At 56.9% G+C, this 20779-nt stretch carries 16 protein-coding genes; 5 read left to right on the top strand and 11 right to left on the bottom strand.

The features are described 5' to 3' along the window. The first annotated feature begins 278 nt into the window (after positions 1-278). From WCS52_05565 to WCS52_05545, 5 genes are all read left to right on the top strand, one after another. Complete coding sequence (locus WCS52_05565; GenBank protein ID MEI6166644.1) at positions 279-1160, top strand: transposase domain-containing protein; 882 nt, start codon at positions 279-281, stop codon at positions 1158-1160. Next, on the top strand, positions 1157-1477 hold the full coding sequence (locus WCS52_05560) for a hypothetical protein (protein ID MEI6166643.1): 321 nt from the start codon (positions 1157-1159) through the stop codon (positions 1475-1477). Before WCS52_05565 ends, WCS52_05560 begins: the two co-directional genes overlap by 4 nt. Before the next feature lie 503 nt (positions 1478-1980). Beyond that, entirely contained in the window at positions 1981-3003 is a 1023-nt protein-coding gene (locus WCS52_05555) for a Gfo/Idh/MocA family oxidoreductase (protein MEI6166642.1), read from the top strand. Further along, a complete protein-coding gene (locus WCS52_05550) occupies positions 3000-4931 on the top strand; it encodes a PQQ-binding-like beta-propeller repeat protein (protein MEI6166641.1) in 1932 nt (643 codons plus the stop codon). Before WCS52_05555 ends, WCS52_05550 begins: the two co-directional genes overlap by 4 nt. Positions 4932-4964: 33 nt before the next feature. Further along, positions 4965-7070: a PQQ-binding-like beta-propeller repeat protein gene (locus WCS52_05545; GenBank protein MEI6166640.1), complete on the top strand. Its 2106-nt coding sequence runs from the start codon at positions 4965-4967 to the stop codon at positions 7068-7070. A gap of 5 nt (positions 7071-7075) precedes the next feature. Here WCS52_05545 and WCS52_05540 read toward each other — a convergent pair whose 3' ends face one another. From WCS52_05540 to WCS52_05490, 11 genes are all read right to left on the bottom strand, one after another. Next, the gene (locus WCS52_05540; GenBank protein ID MEI6166639.1) at positions 7076-8362 is read right to left on the bottom strand and encodes a PQQ-binding-like beta-propeller repeat protein; all 1287 of its coding nucleotides are present in this window, start codon (positions 8360-8362) and stop codon (positions 7076-7078) included. Then, positions 8359-10134 (bottom strand): DUF4832 domain-containing protein, encoded by a 1776-nt coding sequence (locus WCS52_05535; GenBank protein ID MEI6166638.1) that lies wholly within the window; start codon positions 10132-10134, stop codon positions 8359-8361. Before WCS52_05535 ends, WCS52_05540 begins: the two co-directional genes overlap by 4 nt. Next, positions 10131-11183, bottom strand: coding sequence for an alpha/beta hydrolase family protein (locus WCS52_05530; GenBank protein ID MEI6166637.1), 1053 nt, complete (start codon positions 11181-11183; stop codon positions 10131-10133). The genes WCS52_05535 and WCS52_05530 overlap by 4 nt, the downstream gene beginning before the upstream one ends. Before the next feature lie 21 nt (positions 11184-11204). Continuing rightward, positions 11205-12446 carry a uroporphyrinogen decarboxylase family protein gene (locus tag WCS52_05525; GenBank protein MEI6166636.1) on the bottom strand — a complete coding sequence of 414 codons (1242 nt, stop codon included), beginning with the start codon at positions 12444-12446 and terminating at the stop codon, positions 11205-11207. 58 nt (positions 12447-12504) lie between these two features. Beyond that, entirely contained in the window at positions 12505-13050 is a 546-nt protein-coding gene (locus WCS52_05520; GenBank protein ID MEI6166635.1) for a GNAT family N-acetyltransferase, read from the bottom strand. After that, positions 13047-14420 carry a hypothetical protein gene (locus WCS52_05515; GenBank protein MEI6166634.1) on the bottom strand — a complete coding sequence of 458 codons (1374 nt, stop codon included), beginning with the start codon at positions 14418-14420 and terminating at the stop codon, positions 13047-13049. The genes WCS52_05520 and WCS52_05515 overlap by 4 nt, the downstream gene beginning before the upstream one ends. A 54-nt stretch (positions 14421-14474) precedes the next feature. Then, complete coding sequence (locus tag WCS52_05510; GenBank protein ID MEI6166633.1) at positions 14475-14852, bottom strand: hypothetical protein; 378 nt, start codon at positions 14850-14852, stop codon at positions 14475-14477. Between the two features lie 30 nt (positions 14853-14882). After that, the gene (locus WCS52_05505; protein MEI6166632.1) at positions 14883-15155 is read right to left on the bottom strand and encodes a hypothetical protein; all 273 of its coding nucleotides are present in this window, start codon (positions 15153-15155) and stop codon (positions 14883-14885) included. Positions 15156-15263: 108 nt separating this feature from the next. After that, positions 15264-16361, bottom strand: a complete 1098-nt coding sequence (locus WCS52_05500; protein MEI6166631.1) for a 1,4-beta-xylanase — start codon at positions 16359-16361, stop codon at positions 15264-15266. 111 nt (positions 16362-16472) lie between these two features. Beyond that, positions 16473-19955 (bottom strand): hypothetical protein, encoded by a 3483-nt coding sequence (locus WCS52_05495; protein MEI6166630.1) that lies wholly within the window; start codon positions 19953-19955, stop codon positions 16473-16475. Positions 19956-20070: 115 nt separating this feature from the next. After that, entirely contained in the window at positions 20071-20778 is a 708-nt protein-coding gene (locus tag WCS52_05490; protein ID MEI6166629.1) for a PIG-L family deacetylase, read from the bottom strand. Position 20779 lies beyond the last annotated feature (1 nt).

Here is a 20779-nt window from a genome sequence, read left to right as displayed (position 1 = left end):
TGGTGCCGATACCCTTACCGCCAGCCAGGAGTTGCGTAAACTTCGGCAGGCGAAACTAATCGAGAAGAAAGGTCAAGGCTCGGCGACCTACTATGTGCCCGGCATCCGACTACAGAAAGCATTGGTGGATTGGCAACCTGGCGGTGCAGGGACTGGTGTACAAACCGGAAAAGTGCACCACCTAACTGGTGTACAAATGGGAAAAGTACGAGACCTTCCGGAAGCCCTTTTTGCCAGACTGCCTAACTGCCGGGATGATGCCTGGCACACCGGATTACATGCCGCCTGAATTCGCGCCTCGTTTGCGCAAAGGGGTGCTGGAGTTCAATGATCGGGGAACCCCTCAATCCGACATCTATCCCCTGGGCCTGTGTCTTTATGAGTCTTTTGCGGGCAAACCTGCATACCCCCGGCTTTCTGGCGATGATGTTCAAGTTTGGCTTGCTTTCATGGAACGTGCTGAAAAGCCGCCAAAATTGGACTTTAGTCATCCCGCGTTTGTCCAATACCCGAAACTCAAAGATGTCATCTGTAAAGCGATTGACCAGAACCCTAAAAAGCGTTTTGCCTCGGCTGAAATCATGCGCCGCGAATTGCGCGGAATAATTCCTGGACTCTTCCTGGATTCAATTCCTGGTCCAGTCGACTTCGAGGAAGAAGCGGGGCCAGTGACCAACGTGACGGAGAGTCACACTGCGCCTGCGCACACTGATGACACCTATTTTGGACCGAAAACAAAACCCCAGGAAACAATTTATGAACCCTTTCCTCCTGAGTTGGTTGATGAGCCGCCACCTCGTCCTACTCCATGGAATAGGAAGGTAGTAAAAAGAACGGCGATTGGCATTGCTGTTGCATTGATTCTTGGCTTGGTCGGTTGGATCATGGTTGTTGTTTTGCTTGGCAGCGTAGATTCTCTCCTTGAAAGTGGGGCGACAACCGCAGTCGGGAAAAAGAACTGGCTCTTTATCGGTCATCCAGAAGCTGGCGAGCGTAGCGCCATCCTCTACACTATTCTGGAAAACTGCCGCCGATTGGGTATTAATCCCCAGGAATACATGCATGATGTTTTAACCCGCCTGCCAACGACAACCAATTGGCACACTCATGAACTGACCCCGGCTAACTGGTTGGCTGCCCGTCGAAAGCAGGCCGCATGAGTGCGTCGCCCCTCACAGGGCAACAACGCGGGCAAGAGGCGCTCACCCGCGCCACGGACTGCATAATGAAAGCTATCCACTGCCTGGATGAGGGACCGATCAACTTCCAATGGAAGCGCATTCAAAATGCTTCCCTGTGCTTTAAGGGGTTACCGCTCGATCATCTCCCGGAAAAACTGGAACGCCACATCGATATCACTTTCCGCCGCATCAATGCTGTCCTGGCCCGCTACCCCATCAAAACGTGGGACGACTATCAGAATATCGCGCCTGACGACTTAAAGAAAATCGAGTCGCTGATTCGCGGCCTGATCTGATCGTACTGCCCCAAACCACTCTATCGCATCACCGCCCCAGTGCCTACGGGGTGCTAGATCGGACGCTTACATATAACCAACAAAGTTGGTGAGTTATTCTAAAATCCCTCAGAAGTACAAGAAAAAATGGAAAGGCCCAAAGGCCATGGAACCGGGACTCCCCCGTCCCGGTTGTCGTTAGCGGGGTCTGTCCCCGGCGAACGTTTCTTCCCGCACCCGACCACCCATGGCGGCGCTCTGCCCTTCCGCTAACGCCCGGGTTCCCGCCCCCCTCCGACGAGCTATTCGGCCCATTCTCAGGGGGCGGAAATCCGGGCTACCGCCATGCAAAAACGAGCAACACCAAATCTAAAAAGGGGACATTCCTATTGTGCGTTGACAGCGGCATAGTGCTTATTGACACCTTCGATTCTGCGTGTTACCGTGTACATACTTAGAATGTAACAGCGCTAGTCAATCTTCGAAGTGAGCGGGAACGACGGCGCGGTGAAAGGGAATGCAGTATGAAAGTGGCGGTAATCGGATTGGGTGCGATGGGGCGGAGCCATGTGAAGACGCTTCGCGAGTTGAAGGTGGTGACGGAGATCCTGGGGTGCGATGTGTCCGAACCGACTCGGCGCACCGCCGAGGCGGATGGTGTGCGGACGGTGGACGATCTTGAAAAGGTCATGAAATGGAAGCCGGACGCCGTTTTCGTGGTCACGCCGCCTTGCGCGCACGTGGCCGGAATTGAACCGTGCTTAAAGGCTGGAATTCCGACGTTCACAGAGAAACCTCTGGCGCACAATATCCGGGACTGCCGCCGAATGGTGGCGCTGGCCGAGCGTCTCAAAGTGCCTTTCCAGGTCGGGTTCGAACTTAGGTACAGTGGCATTCTCAAGTCCATGCGCGAGGTTGTGAAGTCCGGGCTTGTTGGTCGGCCTTTGAACATGGAACTTGTGCAGATATCGGGGCCTCATCCCAAGGGGGTTATGACGCGCGAACGCGTGGGGGGGATCTTCTGGGAGAAACTATGCCATCAGGTGGATATCTACCGCTACTGGTTCGGTGAGCCGGAGCGGGTGATGGCGGTAACCGGCCCCAACGCCATCCGGCACTACGGTGTTCCCGATAATGTGCTAGCCTGCATGGTTTTCCCAGACGGCCGGACGGGCAAGATCACATTTTTCACCACTCGTGCGGCGCAGGTCGGCGGCACGGACGACCATGGGGATCGTGGCCATTTCTACGAACTCTGTCTGACCTGCACCAAGGGGTCATTAACCTTCTGCGCGTGGAGTGAACTCCTGAGCGTGGTCCGTTTCAACCACCGGGCCGATTGCAAAAGCGAACTGGTCGAACGGATCCCGGTGCGAGAGCGCTATGGGGAACCTTCATATTCGATAGCCCCTCAGGATGAGGATTTCTTGTTGCGGGTGAAGTCCGGACGAAAGTTGCAGTTCCCCGCCGCAGACGCCCTGAAAAGTATGGAATGGGTTGATCGTGCCGAACGGTCTCTGGCTGCCGGTGGGAAGTGGATCCGGTGACTCACTCGTTCCATTTCTTCTGCCACGCCACCTCGTATCGGATTCGCGTGTTGCTGTTCGTGATCGGGAGTAGTGTATGGGTAGGGGGAACCCAGGCTGCCATTCCGATGGACGTCAACTGGCCCTCGTGGCGTGGCGACGGCTCGGGAATCAGTGACGATACCAACCTGCCTGTTTTCTGGAATGCGACAAACCATGTTGCCTGGCGAACCCCGCTGCCGGGTGAGGGAAGTTCTTCCCCGATTGTCTGCGACGGGCGTGTCTTTCTCACCGCCTCCTCCGACCACGGAACGAACAGGCTGGTATTATGCCTCGACGCACGCGATGGGCATCTGCTTTGGCAGCGGCAATTCGTCGCCGAACGGATTCCGGAGACCGACCCGAAAGCCGGCTATGCCCCCGCCACACCGGCAACGGATGGTCGCCGGTTGTATGTTTTCTTTGACTCGCCGGGCCTGATGGCTTTTGACCTGGAGGGCAGCCGGCTCTGGACTCTGCCTCTGGGCCCGTTCAAATCGCCCTATAACATTACGGCATCGCCTGTCGTGTTCCGCGATCGTGTGATTCAATGCTGCGATCATGCCGGCGAGGCGTTCATTCTGGCCGCCGACTGCGTTACAGGCCAGGTTCTTTGGAAAACGCCGCGCAAGGCGTCCTATCAGTACGGCACACCCCTGTTGTTCAAGCATGGGGGTGAATGGCAGGTGATCGTTGGAGCCTCCATCGTTAGGGCCTACGATCCCCTAAACGGGCGGGAACGCTGGTCATGTGCCGGTTTGTCCGATTGCGTGGCCCCCAGTCCCGTGGCTGGTGATGATGGACTGCTTTACGCCACCTCTGGGCGAAACGGCCCTTCTTTGGCCATCAACCCGGAGGGAACGGGGGATGTGACTGAAACCCATATCCGGATGCAGGTGCCGACGGGTGGACCGTATGTGCCTTCACCGTTGTTTCGTTCCGTGCTTATCCTGCCAGCGGATGATGGTGTGATCCGGCTGATTTCAAGAGACGGTGTAGTGCGCATTGCCCAACGCCTGCATGCGCACTTCACATCGTCGCCCATCCTGTCGGGCGGCAACATGTATTGGACGGCCGAAAACGGAGATACCTATGTACTGGATGCCAGCCGGTTGGGAGATGTTGAGCCGACGCTACGGGTGGTGGCCGTGAATCCGCTGGGGGAAAAGATCCTTGCCTCACCGGCTGTTGCCGGCAGCCGGCTGTTCATCCGCACGGACAAGGCGTTGTATTGCCTTGCGGGCTCCGGCATTGCGCCGGGCTCGGGGCAAACTCTCCCGCTCGCCGGGCTTAGCTTTACTGAACTGAAGCAGCGATTCGAGGCGCACCCGGCCGCAGATGGCGATGACATTCCCGTGCGTCTTGCGGTTGTGAATGCGCTTTTCGCCCTCGGGGACGTCGAGGCTGTCACATTCCTCAAGACGATCGCTGAAAAAGACCCGCACTGGGATGTCTGTGAGGCGGCGGCCAAGGCGATATCGGAGTCCAACACTCCTGCAACCATTCCCGCGTTGATGGGGCTTTCGGAGGACTCCCGGGACTATATGAAGACCATAGCGGCTGGCGGTTTGGGTCGACTTCGTGTGCCGATGGCCGTGCCAGCCTTGCTTGCTGGCGTGGCCCATAAGAAACCGATCGTCCGGATCGCACGCCTGCAGGCGTTGGCGGAAATTGCCATGGTCCCCGAAGTCGATCCCAGTCCAATCCTGGCCGTGCTGCAGGCGGCGATGGCCGACAAGGATGGAACGGTCCGTCTGGCGGCAGTGCGCGGTTTTGTCACCCTGGTCAGCCGCCCTGGTGCCGATCGCAAACCCATTGTATCAGCCCTGCAAGCCTGTGCGTCGGACTCCAATCCGTTAGTGAGCGCCGCAGCGCGGGATGGACTTATACATCTGCAAGGATCGGATTAAACAATCAGCGGGGATATGGTAAGAAGGAAGATTATGATCAACACACTTCGCACTCTGCTCTTGATCCCACTCTTGATGACATTGCTGGTGACGTCGACAAACGCTGAGGTCATGGGCTGGCGCGGCGATGGTAGCGGCTGTTATCCCACCGTTAATCCCCCGACCCATTGGGGGCGCATTTCCAGGGATGTAGCCGAACTATCGGCACAGGCAGGAAAACCTGCCAATGACGCTCTGCCGGACAAGGCGAATGCGGCCCCTGATGGCGTGCTCCGCCATTGGCTGGTTCTGGGCCCCTTGCCGTTGGCCGACGACGCGAAAACCGATGAGCCCATTCCGGACATAGCGGCGTTGACTCCTGAAGATGGTTTGAAAACCACCAACCTGTCATGGCAGGCGGTTACACTCGACACCGATTGCATGGATCTCTGCCAAATTCTGAAGGTTCCGCCCGATAAAAAGGGCTTCGCGGCTTATGCGCACACCTACATCCACTCGCCCTCCGGGAGACCCGTTGCCTTCAACCTGATGACTCAGGGACAGGGCTCCTACCGGGTCTGGCTCAATGGCGTGCAGGTCTATTTCAGCGGAAAGAATGTGGATATGGCACCGGAAAGTCGCCTGGTCCTTAATCTTAAGAAAGGCTGGAACCGTCTCTTAATTCTTAATGCCAAGACGCTGGCGACACGGCAGAGTTGGTGGATCCGAGGCGCTTTATTCGGGGACAAGGGTGCCGAATACGATGCTCATGGTATCGTCTGGATGACTCCTACGCCGTCACCGGGCAGCAGCGCGCCGGTCATTATGGGCGACAGGCTGTTTTTTTCCTCTGAAAGCGGCAGTCTGACCTGCGTCAACAAGGCGGATGGCAAACCACTTTGGATCCGGTCGCTGACGTACTATGACTTTGCAACGGACGAGGAGCGAAAGGCGAATCCCGAAATTTTCGCAGTACTGGATCCGGTAGCCGAAAAACTTAAACTTATTGATCAGGCCGAGATAATGGTCCCATATAAATGGCCTGCCTTGGAGAAGGACCGGCGTGGCAGTCTGGAAAATACGCTTATAAGAAATATGGCCAAGGTGTCCCGTACCAAGTATGGCCCCGCGTCCAGCTGGGGGTGTGAGGCTGGCTACACAGCGTGCAACCCAGTAACGGACGGCGAACGGGTATATGTTCTTTTCGGGACTGGCATCATAGCCTGTTATGATCGCGATGGAAATCGTCAGTGGAGCCGGTTGTTGAAACACGGCTGCGTGGAACATGGCTATACGACATCACCGTTACTGATAGATGGCAAATTGGTGGTGTATTTTGACAACTTCAATGTACTGGATGCCAAAACCGGCGCGGTACTCGTGGAGCGACCCCATTTAATGCCAAATTCAATATGGCTAAATCATTTTCATGGTACTGGCTGTTTACTGCCCGCTGGTTCAGAGAAGGTGATCTACTATTTAAATGGAGAATTCCGGCGACTTTCTGACGGGGTATCGCTCACGCTCGCTCCTCAAACAATAGCCGCCTTGAAGCCGGAAAACTTCACCTCCCTCAGGGCCAACCGGATAGCAACGCCGGTGTCCAAAAACGGAATCGCCTATAAAATAATCAGCAATCTTGGTGATGTGGTGGCTTTCAAAGTTTTACCGCTCCAAGGTGATACGGTCACGCTCGAGATTGTCCAACAGACACCTTTCAACACGGATAAGTTTCCCTACTACTATGAGCCGTTCTATGATGCCACACCGCTGCTTTACGATGGGTTGCTTTACTGCGTGAACGATTTCGGGGTTCTGACGGTCGTGGACCCTGGCAAAGGGGAGGTTGTCTACCAACGGTTGCTCGATGTCGATATCTTCATGCCTTATAACGGTGGAGATGGATATCTGAAGGGCGGAGCCTCTGCCAGCCCCACACTAGCGGGCAAATACATCTATTTCTTTGGAAACCAGGGTGTCTGCCTGGTGCTGGAGCCGGGCCGTACGTTCAAGCCGGTCGCCCGCAATCGTGTGGAATTCCTGGTCAACGCCGACTACCACAGCCGACATCAGGAGGCTACTATTTCAGCCCCCATCTTCGAAGGCGGGCGCCTGTACTATCGGGGTGGAGGCGCGTTGTACTGCATAGGACAAAAATAGCGGCCTCACTTACTTGTGAGACAATAGAGCAGGTTGCCGCCCCGCACGAACAACTCTGCCCCGACGGCCACCGGCGAGGCCCCCGAGCCTTCTTCGAGAGTATTGCGGGCGACTTCCTTAAAGACCCGCCCGGTGGCAACAACGATAGTCTGGCCGGCATCGTTGGCTACTAGCAGATTGCCACCAGCCACAACGAGGCTGGGATAGAAGTTGCCGGCCGGACCACCGCTGCCACCGCCCGGGTTCACCAGCTCCTGCCGATACCACATCTTACCGGTGGCGGCCTCGAATGCCCACAACACACCGTCATTACCGACCATATAGAAAATGCCATCATAAACCACCGGCGAAGCGAAAGAATCCCCCCCGGGATCGGAGGCTTCCCAAATGGTTGCCAGGCGACTGGTCGCCTCCGCCTTGTCCGGCAGTCGCAGGGCCTGCACCGGCATTCCGAAATATAACACCCCTTGAGCGACGACAGGGCTGCTGTACGGAGTTTCGGCTAAGCCCGCCCCCAGCACCTTGCCGTCGGCCACACGAATGACGTCTCCTTTCGGGGTGATAATCACCTCCACACCGGCGATACGCACCGCGACAGGTGTGCCATAAGACGGTACAGCCTCAGGACACTCCCATATCGTCTTTCCGGTCGCCGGGTCCAGCGCCATCAGGAACCCGACAGTCACCAGCAACTTACCGCCAGCCATCAGGGGCGACACGCTACGGCCGTATTGAGTAACCTGAGTCTGGTCAAAATAGCGGACCCACTGGCGTTTGCCGTCGAGGTCGTAGCACACCACGATGCCCGTTCCGAAGGACGCCCAGACGCGCTGGCCGTCTGTGATCGGCGTGGCCGCACTGTAGCCACAGCCTGAATCGGAAGGGGGGCGTTTCTCGACCGCTTTCATCTCAGCAGGTAATGACTCAAAACCGTTGTCCTTCTTCCACGCCACCTTGCCCGTCGCACGGTCAAGACATAACAACAGATCTGTCTCGGCCGATACAAAGACACGATTGCCTCCAATTACCGGTGAAGATTGACTGCGGCCCACCTCGGTCTTCCACAGAATATTTTTATTCCCTTCGCTACCCCAGAGGGTTGGTGGCCTAGTCTTGGAGAATACGCCGGACCCGTCACCCCGGAAACCACACACATTATTGACAGCGGGTGGCGCTACCGAAGCCCGCGGTGCTTCCACCCGAACTTGATTTCCCGTATCAGCAGCCAAGGCCAACCACGGCAAAATGGCGCACGCGAGGCCTACTACGCTTTTGGTCAGCATGGTATTCATATCGCGACCTCGATGGAGGTCAGGGCATGCCAGTTGTCCTCCTGTTCACTCTCGATAGCGAACCAGACTCGCGGCCGGCTATCGTCACCGATAATGGCCAGATCCACATTGGCCTCACCGGGTTTGAGTCGGCCCGGCAATACGAGCGCCTCACTGAACCAGCGATGCCCGGGCAGCCAACCGCGGATATCCTGCTTCAAGGGAATGATCTGCGCACGGCCGGCCTGCCGTAACCGTAACGCGAGCCGGTACGGCCGGTAGATCGGTGCGCAGCCGACGTTGTCGATGAAGCACTCGATCGTGAACCGCTCGCCGCGCCGGACGGCCAAGGGGAGCAGGATCTGCCGCAGCACAAAACGGTAGCCGATTTTCTTATCGAACTCCTCCAATTTCTCCCGCCACTCGGTTGGAAAAAAGGCGCTCTTGGGCATAAAAACCGATGTATGGTAACGGTACCCCTCGCGGATGACGGTGTCCAAGTTATAGCCATGCATGAACCAGGTGGGCACGTTCCCGCATGTTTCCATTGTGACAGGAGCCTGCTGCCAGACATCACGTAGGCCACACTGCTCGATCTCCTTGGGATATAAATCGTACGTGTGGTTCCACCCCATGCCGAACGGCACATCCGGCACATCAGCCTTACGCAGGTCACCGAAGCAATCCGCACGCCAGCCAATGTGTCGGGATGAACCCGCCGTGCGCCTTTGTGCCTGCTTGCAGCCTGGCGTGCCAAGCATCGATATCAGTTGAGTGTTTTTAAAATAACGCAGATAAACATCCACCAGCTTAGCCGCCGTGGCAGGAGTTGTGTTGCCGCCCGACTCGCCCCAGAACCCGGCGTAGGCGATGTCCACACTCTCCAAGTCCGCATGACCGTCATAGCGTTTCGCAAAGGCACAAATGAAATCGCTGAAATGCCGGATATAAAGCGGATCGTTGCAGTTCGGTTCATTGGCGGCATTCGGACCTTTGCGGATCCAGCGCGCACCGGTATCCCAGTACCAGTCTGGCATGTTGACGGAGCGCAGGGGGGGGTGACGTTTCGAGACGGAGGGTGTTTTTTCGTAATCCACGCGAGAGGTGTAGGGTTCGAAACGAAGTTGCAAGGTTTGACCGCGCTTATGCGCGGTCCTTAAGGCGGCATCCACAATATCCCAGCGAAATTTACCCTTGACGGGCTCGAGCCAGGCCCAAGGCCAGCGGCAATAACTGAGTGTCGTCCGCGGAATATATTTTTGGTTGTCAGCAACTGACTTGACGGAAGGAAAATCCATGGGACCATGCGTATCGCTCCAGTTCCACGCCGCAAAAAGCGGGTCGCCCTGAAAGCGCTGGAACGTCGTGGTGCCGCGGTGGGGATTGGGCAGCCAGGCGTCGGATTCGACCGGGCGGATACGCTGGATCTTTTCATTCGGCCCGTAGGCATCACGCCAGCACCGGATCGGCGGCCGCTTGGCGGGTTTGTGATTCGACAGGGTGATGACTTCGCGTAGCACGGTGAGGGCCACACCGCCGTATCCTTCGCCGAATAGCGCCCGCCAGGCGGCGGGCGTGCGGTGTTTGGGCGCGCGTTCGTTGAAAGCGGGTAACTCCCGCAGCACGAGCATGAGGCGCCGGGTGGCAGCACTGCGGTTCAAATGCCTGCGCCAGAACGATACCTGTTCACAACCCTCCGGCAGTGCCGCCTTCAATTCCGGCATTGCGCGCACGAGTTCGAGAATGTTACGCAATACTTGAGTTTCACTGATCAGACCAGTTGTTTTCATCATATTGAAAGATGCTTTCCAAAAAAGGCCACAGATTTGTTGCCGCCCCACCCGTGTTCATTGGGGTGAAGGTCAAGTTCCAGTTTGTCGGCGGCATTCGCCGCCTGGTAAATACGTTCGACTTGCCTGAAAGCGGGCAATGCTGTCTCGATTAGAAAGCATTGGTCGCGCAGACCGATATCCATCAGCAACGGTTTAGGCGCGAGTAAGCCCTGCAGGTCCGGCAGGTTGACCAGTTTGTACAAACCGGGAGCGACCTGCATGCCGCAGTAGTTGATGTCGCGCGGGCCGATGGCTTCAAAGAGGTCGCAATAGCATATGATTTCCGCGGCGCGGAAACGGTCATCACAGAAGTAGGACCACGTTGTCATGGTGCCGCCGCCACTCAATCCCATGACGCCCAGCCGTGTGTCATCGACTTCCGGCAGGGTGCAGACGAAATCCGTGGCCATGCGTCCAAGTTGTACGTTGATGGCGATTGAGGTTGTACCGAACATGGTGGCGTGAAGGTAAAGTAGATTGCACCAGTCCTGGCCGGCGCCGACATTCGAGAAGTTGGGTTTGCGCTCGGGGTCATGTTCGCCGGCGCCGATCCAGTCGAGCGCGTAGGTCACGAAACCCGCCTTCGCCATCTGGAACCCGTAATCGTAATTCATGCGCTGGATATCGTTTTCCAACTCCGGTGCGCGCCGGTCCCCCATGACCGGATCCTTGCCGAAGCGGCCATGCCCATGCCAGCAGAGGATCGCCGGCCTCTTCTCGCCGGTCTTCAGGTCGCCGGGTATATTAACAAGCACTGTCGCCGCGAGGTACGGATGGACGTCGATCACCCAGCGCTGCATCCGCAGGCCGCGTTCGGTCCATTCCACGATGAGTTCAGCATGGGGAGGAACAGGTTCGGGAAAGTCACCGAGACAGGCCAGCACGGCCGGCCGCGCCTGGACCCGCCAGGCATCAAAATCGCTCTTCGTTGAGCCGTCGAAGCGATACTGTGGCCGATGGCGCATCGCCATCTCCACAAACATCCGGTTGGGATCGAGATTACGTGTCATGTGTGGTTCTCCAATTTTATGTTATCCGTACTCATAGGCGGCATCCAGCATGGCAATGATATTGTCGGCGGGAACGTTGGGTTGGATGTTGTGAACCTGGTTGAATACGTACCCTCCGCCTGGTTTGAACACGGCTAGCCGTTGCCTGACATGTTCGCGGACTTCATCGGGTGTGGCCGTCTGCAGAACGCGCTGGGTGTCGCACCCGCCGCCCCAGAACACAATTTTGCCGCCGAATTCCTTTTTGAGCCGGTCAGGCTCCATATTAGCCGCCGAGGTTTGGATGGGATTCAGGATATCCACGCCAGCCTCGATCAGGTGCGGAATGAGGTGGTAAATGGAACCGCAGGAGTGAAGGTATGTCTTCCACGGAGTATTTCGATGAATCCAGGTGCACAGTTTCGTGTAGTGTGGTTTGATCATTTCGGCCCACAATTCCGGGCTGATGAATTCGCTGCGCTGGGTACCGCTGTCATCCGCGGCAATTCCCCACGCAAAGCAGCGATCGCCTACGGCTTCTTGCAACTGCCCCAGGCACCGGATTGAAGCCTCCACGGACTTGTTCATCATCTCGTGGCAGGCGTTCTTCTCGGTCATCAGCATGACCATCCACTCGGAAGGAAGCCCCATGGTCACGTTGCTCAGTCGATCTGTGATCAGGCTCAATCCCAGGAAACAGACGCCGCCGCCCCATCCCAGTAGGGCATAATCGGTGTTCTCGTAAAGGAACCGGGCTCTCGCCTGAACGGCGCGGAGATGTTCATCGGTAAATCCGGTGACCGGCCTGAACGCCGAGGGATCAATCGTCCCTCCGGGTTCGTTAAAGCCGATATCGTCAAAGTAGTAACCCTCACGCGGCATGCGAAAGGGCGTCTGGTTGCCCTTGTCATCCAGAAGAGCCCACCGCCCTTCGGAATCCGTGCCGACATTCGTGCAAGGTGGCAGGAGTCCTTCTGCGCCCTTGTAAAGGGTTTTCGGAACCCAATCCGCGTCCGGACTCGCATCGCTCATGACAGACGATACGTCCAGTGGAACAACATCCAGGTGGAACCGCTGCATGATCGCTTCTTCGACGGATGCGATCATGAATTTCGGGTCCCAAATGCGCGTGGCGGTATGCAGGCCGAGCCTGGCCTTAACATTGTTGTAGGCTTTGACACCAATGCAGGATGCCTTCATGGCGCCCAGATCAATCGGGACCCTGTCGGTATCCTTGAAGTTCACTGTCCTTAACACTCGCTCGCGGGATGTCATGATTTTCATATTCTCCATATTTATTTCGTACCCTCTCGCCACCCGGACTCAAGCAAGTGCCAGCCGGTTACCAATCGGCCCCACACAGGTGAATGTCGCCCCTCGGAAACGGCAACCCAGCCAGGTCCTTCGCCATGGCGATATTCTTGCCCGGGATGGGGCTATCCGTTTCCCCGAGGTAGTCCATAAGAGCCCTGACGCGAAGCGTGTACCATCCCAGATCAGCGTAGAAGCGTTCCAGTTCTGGCACACAGAACAACAGGCCGAACGGGATACCGCGCGCCGAAGCCTCGTTTGTTGCCGCCGTGATCAGCTGAGCGCCAAGTCCGGAACCGCGACATTCGGGAACTACCGCGAGGTTCTGGATACCCAACACGCACACGGGGCACATGTCGACCCGGATCGTCCGGACGACACATCCCACGTGCCCGCACGGCTGGCCGTCTTGCTGAGCGAGCAAAGAGTAAGTCGGCACGCTTCCGTGCCAGGCGCGCGTCGTGGCAAACACGGAACGGTCCGCTGGGAAACATGCACACAACAGATCCCGGATGGCCCGATCCTCTTCCTGGGTCATCTCCGTTTCGTCAGCGACCTGAATGTTCCAGTGATTCATGGCTGCTTATTCCCGGCAAACCACCCTGTCGGCAGCCATTCCCGCGTGGCAGTTAGTAGATCCTCCAGCAGTGGCGCGATATCGTACAGGTCGCGGACATGCGGGTCGAGGAAGAGTGCCTGGCGCGCGGCGTCGTGGTCGCAGTGCAGGGCTGCCTGGATCGACAGGTGATGGATGGCAACCCAGTTGGCCACCAACGCATGGGCGGCTGGCGGCAGTGTAACACTCGGCCCTGTGACGGTCTTACCGTCCAGTGTCACCAGTGCCTCAACACACGCATCCTCCGGAAGACCTTTGATCAACTGGCCGCGATTTAACACGTTGAGGACCCTCGTATAGGGCGTTCCGGTGAAGTAGGCATAGAGAATCTCATGGGCATGCTCGGTGGTCGGCAGATCGAGATCGCCTGCCGGTCCTTCATACGCCCACTGCCGGATGATGGCCGGACACTCCTTGCGGCCAAAGCGGGTCCGGCCCGGCTGGACGCGGCGTAACCGCTTGGTCAGGTGCAACTGTTCAATGCGGCGCTCGGTGTAGAAGAATCGGTAGAACTCTGCCAGGTGGTCGGCTCCGCAGCTTGGCCAGACGCCCAGAATGTTGCAGACGTCCTGTTGCAGTGCCGTGTCCTCCTCGGTCACGGACAACAATTTGTCTTCCAGTTTGGCGCCGCTGCGCTGGATTTCCGCCAGCATGTCCTTGGTGCGGTCCACGCCACGGACACGCAACCCGCAGACAAAACTCTGGTGGTTCACGCCGCCCACGTCGAGGTCAATCTCATCCTGCGGTACCCCGAAAACCCTCCCGAAGAAACTGAAGAGTTCGTCAGCCGAATGGCAGAGTCCGAAGCAGGGGATGTGTGAGGTGCGTGCCATGGCGCCGGTGAGCGCGGACATGGGATTGGTGAAATTGAGCAAAATGGCATTCGGGCACAACCTTTCCATGTCATGCACGAGTCCGACGACCACCGGAATTGTTCGCAGGTTGCGTGCCAGGGCGGTCGGTCCCAGGGTATCGCCTACGCCGATGGGAATGCGGTAGTTGGCGCAGACCTCGAACGTACGCTGGTCGCTCTCCTGTCCACCCACGGTAATGGCCAGCAGTACGGCATCCGCGTTCTTGAGCGCCGCTTCGCGATCCAGTGTGCGCGAAACGGTGATGTTCGACTGGCGTTGCCGGGCGATTTTTTCAAGCAGATCGGCAACGATATTCATCGGTTCTTCATCAATGTCATGCACGACGATCTGAATGTTGTTGAATCCGCCCACGATCAGCAGGTCGCGCAGAACCTTGTGTACAAACAGGTACGAGGCGCCTATAAACACAATGCGTTTGCGGCCCACGTCGGCTGTATTTCTGGAATCGTTGATCATATAATTGATGCCTCCTTTTTCATTAACATCCATGCCCTTGAAAATCTAGGGTCATTACTTTAGTAAGCCTATCAAGGTTTCATCATTTTTTGTCAATACATAGATGGGGACTTCAGTCACTTCAATATCTCTGCCCTCCAACCTGTTCCCCATCAGATCGACAGTCGACACCCCCGGCGGGAGTTTCAGGGGAACCCGCTTGCCCGGTGGACCAGCATCCGATTCAACGATCTGGGCGATGCCGGGATGGCCGGCAGTTCGCCAGTCCTTCGGTTTGCCGGTGATGTCCTGCACCTCGAACGAACCATTGTTTACCATTTGTAACTCGCCGCCGACCGGTGGAGACGACCCTTCGGCCTGTGCCAACCGACAAGGCCAAAGGTTCAACGCGCCGACAATTGTTAGCGTCACGGTCGAAGGTCGTTTAAGCATCAGTTTATACTTCTTGTTTCTTTGTATCGATCAGCGCCAGCGGGAAACCTTGCGCAGCAGCGCTTCGCCCTCTTCACGCGTTTTGACCCAGGTTGAGATATGCAGCCCCTCAGGCCGCAGGTTCTCCATAAAAAGGTCGAATTCGTCAAGGTCCAGTCCCAGTTGCAACCCTTTGCCGGCGGCCTGGCACCGTTTGTAGACCGGCAGCCAATCGGCGGCCCGGCAATGGCGGGCGCCGCCTATCCATTGGATGGCGTTCAGTTCCTTGATGCCCATCAGCCGAACTTCCGGCTGTACTTCCACACTGCGTCCATGCCGTTCTTCTCGAGATCCAGAAGCATCCCAGAACCGGTTTTGGCGGTTTCGGGGTCCGTCTCGAATATAGACGATGACCGCCGTTCTTGAACATCTTCATTGGCTTTCTCCGAGCACCTGGACAGGGTTGTGCTGTCCAGTGGTTGTGACTTCTCTAATGAACTCGACTTCTCCCTGATCAAACGGCGTTCCGTCGATTCGGAAAATGTCGTGAAACCAGAGAGCGGGTTCTGGAATCGGATCGCCGGGACGAAGTACGCTCCCTTGCGCTTTCAGCCTTTCCATTTCTTCGACCGTCTTCCAGTTGAAATGGGTCTGGGTTTTTCCGGCGACCAGTCCCCAGCAGAAACACCCCACTTGGTGCCGCTTGAAGATGGGGAGACTGTGCTGGAATGTGGTCCCGAATTCCCGCGCCATGTATTCCGTGCAGATCACCGGCCTTCCGGAATGGCTCGCCTTGTGGTGAAGGATTATCTTTTCCAGTGTCTGGCTATAGTAACTATGAAAGGTGATTACGTCAGACTGCGCCAAATTGAGCTCGACGTTTCTCTCGCCAGTGGTGCCTTCAAGGCCGGCAGTCAAGGGCTGAGAGGGCCTCGCGCCATGCGCCCATTGCCAAGTCAACTGTAGTAATTCAAGGCTTTTGTCGCCGTTGCCACTCCCGCCCGCCTCGTTGTAAACGTCCCACATCAAAATGCGCTTGTCATCCCCAAACTGGGTCAGTACGCCCTGGACGTATTCTGCCAAGCGTTTTTTTTCTATCTCCGGCACCGTGCCGTCGTGAAACGCCAGGACAAGTTTTTGTCCGGGGCTGTGTTTCCAGCCCGAGTTATGCACGCCGGGAACGGGCAGTGGTTGTAGTCCAATTTCCGGGTCAGGCCTGTGACAGTCGTCAAATAATACGAGCAGGACTTTCATGCCGTGCCGTTCGGCAATCCCCAGGAAATGATCGATCCGGTCTGTGAATCCGTCACGGTCGTAACGCCACACCAGGTCATGAAGATAGACGCGAAGCGTATTGAATCCCAGAGACTCTGCCCACCCCAGTTCCCTCTCGATGGTGACCGGATCGTATGTCGCTACCTGCCACATCTCCAGTTGGTTGATGGCGCTGCTCGGGATGAAATTGCAGCCGACGAGCCAAGGTTGCTCCCGGTACCATGCGTTTGCCTCTTGCGTAGTCCATTTGCTCATCTCGATCTCCTGCTACCTACCGGCCGAGGACGGTCGGCTCCATTTCGTTCCATTCCCACTGGGGCCGGCGGTTCCCTCCGGTCATTTGCTCCAACATAAAACCGTCAATCTTTACTTGATCAGGTCACAAATCGCCTGCGCAACCTGCTGTCGGTCCTGAGCGAAACGTGCCGCCAGACCATCAGCACCCAGTTTCTTCTCGGGGTAGCGATCGCCGCCCGGCTGCACGACCATCTGCTCGTAAAAAACTTTCTGCGCCGCCGCAGCGGCCGGGTGCGACGACTTTTCCTTGATCAACCGCTGTAGCGTCGAAAGGTAGCGGTAATCGTTGAGTCCCGGCAGGATGTGACGCATTACGAGCATGGACGGCACCATCGTCTGCTGTTCGTCGGTATTGTACCAGCAGTAATCGTCCTCGCGACAGTCCAGCGCGTAGTAGGGATCACCGGCTACCACGTTGAAATGCCAGGAGACTCGTGCAGCGCACTGGTATTTGGTTACAAGCGATTTCAGATAGCGCCCGTAGGTCCAGCGAGAAGCGCCGTTATAGAACGCCCACTGATTGCCGGCTGATTTAACCAGCTCAATGGCATTTGCATCGTGACCATTGAGAATCGACATTGGCAGGGCCTTGAGCAAGCCGGCGTGAACTTGCTTCGGGTCCCCCTCCATGGAGGTGAACCCCCCGCAGGTGGTGAGTTTCAGACCCGCAACCGCCTCGTGATGGGCCTGGGCATTGGCTGTGGAATTGTTGAGCGATTCGCCGGCAAGCGGTTCGTCACAAAGATTCCATACCACCGGAAGCCAATGGTGTTCCGCAGCATGCTGGTCGATGGCCGTATAGAGCGCCTTCAGGTATTCCCCGACATTGGAGAATCCTGCATTCTTGGCCGCGGTCTCATCGGGCCCGGAGCCACTGCCATAGATTCGGTATCCCAGGTTCGCACCTTCTGCGCCATAGGTAATGATGGGCATCGTGAACCCCTTGGCGCGCAGTAACTCCATTTCCTTGTCGGCCAGGGCGGTGTCCAGTTCGACCTTGCCCTGCGACGCCTTGGCTTTGAGTGAAGGTAAACCGGTCAAGGTGGTCGAGCCGGTCTGGGCGATGGCATCCAGGATCTTCTCCTCCAGTTTGTCGTTCCATACTTTGGCTGTGGGATTGCCCATGAATGAGACGCTGATCGATGAACCAATTGGCCCAACCGCCACATCGGTGATGGGATCCAAATCGAACGGAAGCACATTGATGACCACCGGTATCGACCGGGCTTTTCCGCTGGCGGGACGGATCGTGATCGTACCACTGTATTTTCCAGGAATGGCGCCTGCCGGCGTATGGGTGCGGACCCAGAAGCAACGGGTGACGCCGGGGGCGGCCGGCGCCGGGGTGGGGTGCCAGTAGCGTGGCGAGACGGTATAGACGCTCCCATCCATCTCAACGCGCGAAAGGCGATAGTCAATCCAACCAGGCTCGAAGCAGGACGGATCGAGCGTCTGACCTTTCTTGTTTACAAATGCCGAAATCGCCAAGTCCATCGCGCCCAGCGGCGCGGACGACGGCTGCACCGCCAGAATCAGCGCCGATTCCTCACTTCCGGCAACGCTCAGTTGCAGCATGGCATTGGCTTCCAGAATCTCGTTTGTTGCAGGCCCATCGTAGGCATTGACCGGGACATCCAGCGGTCGCGTGAACACCACATAGTCTGTCTTGGGCACGTCGGATCGCTTGGGCTCAATCTGCTTGTAGCCGGTATTGAATATGTCCCGGCGCATCTGCGTCACCGAATCCATGAAGCGCTTGCCCTGCGACGCCTTGGCTTCCGGATAAACCACAAGGTAGGAGAGACTGTTGGCCCAGGACTCGCCTTTGAATCCGATTTCCAGTTTGCCGTTCGTGACCGTGGCGTCGAACTCGCGCGCCGGGCAGGTTGCCTGCACGTATTGTGCAAACACGTCCTCTCCGGGCATGTCTTCCAGGTGGGCGTTACGGAAATATCGGCCGAGGAACTTCCCAAAGTCCTGCTTCTCGTCTAGCACAACTTGACCGTTGCACGTCACCTGGCGTGCATTATAGGTCTGCGCCTCGCCCCAGTAACCGCCGGGCGATTCGATACAGTAGACAACGTGATATTTCCCATTGGGAAGATCCATCCGGAATTTACCCTGAGTCATGCACGCAAAGGACTGCACGAGCGGGTCGGGCTGCAGGACGTTCATAGCCCGCCAGGCGATCGCATCGACCCAGCCAAACCCACGCAGCGGATCGTACTGCGTGCGTGCGGTCACCAAAGTGAATCCGGGTAGGCTGGGCGAGTTAAACGTGCCGACCTTAAATGCATTGAGTTCGTCAAACGTGGCGGGGGGCTCAACGCGCTCGAGCCGGAAATTACTAAGCACCGCCTTGCCTTCGACCACGCGAAGAACCAGACCCTTGATCTGATCCAGCAGGAGCATGCTTCCGGGCCGTGCCTTTTCGCCCCTGTAAGTATTGACGGGAATACGGACCGTGCTCTGGCCGGGGAGAATGACGCTGGTGATGTTGGCCTGTCCCCAATAGCCGTGGGACAACGCATCTCTCACCGTCAATTCGACTGGGGCCGGCTTGTCAGATTCATTATAGGCTTCGAAGCACAGATTGTTGTATTCCGACCAGTCAAATGAACCGTTTAATGCAATGAACGTCTTCTCAACGGAGATGCCGCCCTTGCCATTTGCTACGTGATTGGTGGTGTAACTGACCTGCAGATCATTGCCTTTGAGAAATGGCGCGATCGATCCATTGGCAAATTCTGCGATAACTTTTTCCTTGGGAAGGTCTTTATGTTGCAGGGTCGTATTGTGAAGCAGTTCGGCGCCGCAGGCAAAACAGGCCTTATTGGCGTTATTGTTCAGGTAAAGACAAGTGGAGCAACGGATCGGATTCACGCCTAGCGGACCTGTCGGTTTGATTGGCGCTTCTTCATCCCCCCAGACTGGCTCAGGTGTCAGTGCGACCGACTCGTCCACTTTCTCAACCGAGGCATCGTCCACCCACAGCCGTCCGCCGCCGGTCAACCCGATCCGAATTCGGAACGGGGTGACCGGTCCGGGTTTGATATCAAAGACGTAAGTCAACGGGGTCCAGCCGAAGTTTCCGGTCTTTTTGAATCCGAAGAATTTGCCCTCGGGCCCACAGGAAAAAAACTCCGCGCCGCCGTATTCACCAATCCCGAGATCCATGCCGCGAAGATAGAACTGGGATCGATAACGGCCGGGACCGGGCTTCAAGAATGCTTTATCCGGAGTGTAAATTCCGGTTTTCGAAAGCACATCGCCAACGAGCAGGCAGGAATGCGCACCACTGTGCGCAATGGAACTGATATATTTAGCGGCCGGCGGTTCGGGTATATTGTGTTCCCAATTCTCAAAAATCTGACCGTTGGGGTCGGCCGGATTAACTGTCTCGAACGAAGGATTCTGCACCAGGTTTTCGCCTGCCAGCAGCGGAACGCCGGCCGTCAACAGTATCAAGGCCATCATCCGCCCCATCCAGCGCAGGGCGGTTCCCGTGGAAGGGCTTGTCATCACGATAGAATACGAGGTTTTGTTAATCATTCTGCTTGCTCCTGTTGAATAGTTATCTATTCAACTTATCATTCATAACAGGTGCTGTCAATCAACAGTTGCTAATATGTACACGGTAACACGTCTCAACCGCTGACCATTTGAGTCAACCTGAACCTGACAATGAAAACGCTTCGGCGTAGGGCTCTTCGCAGGCTTGTTCCATGGCAATACGGCGATTGACATCCAGAATGCGATCATCAAACCCATACCCGCGTAATATTCGATTACGGTGCTCCTGGGATTGATGATGCAGCAATAATTTCCGCTTCCATTCCGCATCTTCCTCATTGAACGGCATCAGTAAATCTGTCTTGAAGGTTACCGTCTTCGGGTCGCGAATATAGAAACCGGTTGTTCCCGGCGCAGCGCGTCGGAACATCGCGTACACCCGTTGATGACCCACATTGGTGTCGGCACCATGCGGCAGAAACACGATGTCGGGCCGCGCCGACAGCAGTGCCTGGCGGATGACTGCCTCGTTTTCGGGACTTTCGACGGGATCACCCGTGGCATCTTCGGGAAGCCGCAGAAAGACAAGATGGTCATCCGGCAGGCCAAAGAAACGTATACTCGCACGCTGTTCCTGCTCTCTCGCTGAGACCTTGGCGTCATGTCCGGCCCAGAATTCATCAAGTACGCCGCTGGCGCTGCCACTTACCACGGCGACCTGGATCGCGCAACCCCGCTGGTGAAAGAAGCGTAAGGTGACGCCGATCGCGTCGAAGTCGTCCGGGTGTGGGGCGAGCACAAACAGTCTCAACATTGAGGGCCACGTCAAGGACGGGATGGTGGCGGGAAACACATCTGTCATG

This window comes from bacterium, assembly GCA_037128595.1.
Taxonomy (GTDB): Bacteria; Verrucomicrobiota; Kiritimatiellia; order CAIKKV01; family CAITUY01; genus JAABPW01.
Note: the sequence above shows the minus strand (reverse complement) of the source record. Positions and strands in the feature narration are given on the sequence as shown.

Bases quoted from the DNA above. Each gene is read 5' to 3' on its own strand.
- WCS52_05535 (MEI6166638.1), bottom strand. From the start codon at position 10,134: ATGATGAAAACAACTGGTCTGATCAGTGAAACTCAAGTATTGCGTAAC.
- WCS52_05555 (MEI6166642.1), top strand. From the start codon at position 1,981: ATGAAAGTGGCGGTAATCGGATTGGGTGCGATGGGGCGGAGCCATGTG.
- WCS52_05520 (MEI6166635.1), bottom strand. From the start codon at position 13,050: ATGAATCACTGGAACATTCAGGTCGCTGACGAAACGGAGATGACCCAG.
- WCS52_05510 (MEI6166633.1), bottom strand. From the start codon at position 14,852: ATGCTTAAACGACCTTCGACCGTGACGCTAACAATTGTCGGCGCGTTG.
- WCS52_05565 (MEI6166644.1), top strand. From the start codon at position 279: ATGCCGCCTGAATTCGCGCCTCGTTTGCGCAAAGGGGTGCTGGAGTTC.
- WCS52_05545 (MEI6166640.1), top strand. From the start codon at position 4,965: ATGATCAACACACTTCGCACTCTGCTCTTGATCCCACTCTTGATGACA.
- WCS52_05500 (MEI6166631.1), bottom strand. From the start codon at position 16,361: ATGAGCAAATGGACTACGCAAGAGGCAAACGCATGGTACCGGGAGCAA.
- WCS52_05495 (MEI6166630.1), bottom strand. From the start codon at position 19,955: ATGATTAACAAAACCTCGTATTCTATCGTGATGACAAGCCCTTCCACG.
- WCS52_05540 (MEI6166639.1), bottom strand. From the start codon at position 8,362: ATGAATACCATGCTGACCAAAAGCGTAGTAGGCCTCGCGTGCGCCATT.
- WCS52_05515 (MEI6166634.1), bottom strand. From the start codon at position 14,420: ATGATCAACGATTCCAGAAATACAGCCGACGTGGGCCGCAAACGCATT.
- WCS52_05490 (MEI6166629.1), bottom strand. From the start codon at position 20,778: ATGACAGATGTGTTTCCCGCCACCATCCCGTCCTTGACGTGGCCCTCA.
- WCS52_05530 (MEI6166637.1), bottom strand. From the start codon at position 11,183: ATGACACGTAATCTCGATCCCAACCGGATGTTTGTGGAGATGGCGATG.
- WCS52_05560 (MEI6166643.1), top strand. From the start codon at position 1,157: ATGAGTGCGTCGCCCCTCACAGGGCAACAACGCGGGCAAGAGGCGCTC.
- WCS52_05525 (MEI6166636.1), bottom strand. From the start codon at position 12,446: ATGAAAATCATGACATCCCGCGAGCGAGTGTTAAGGACAGTGAACTTC.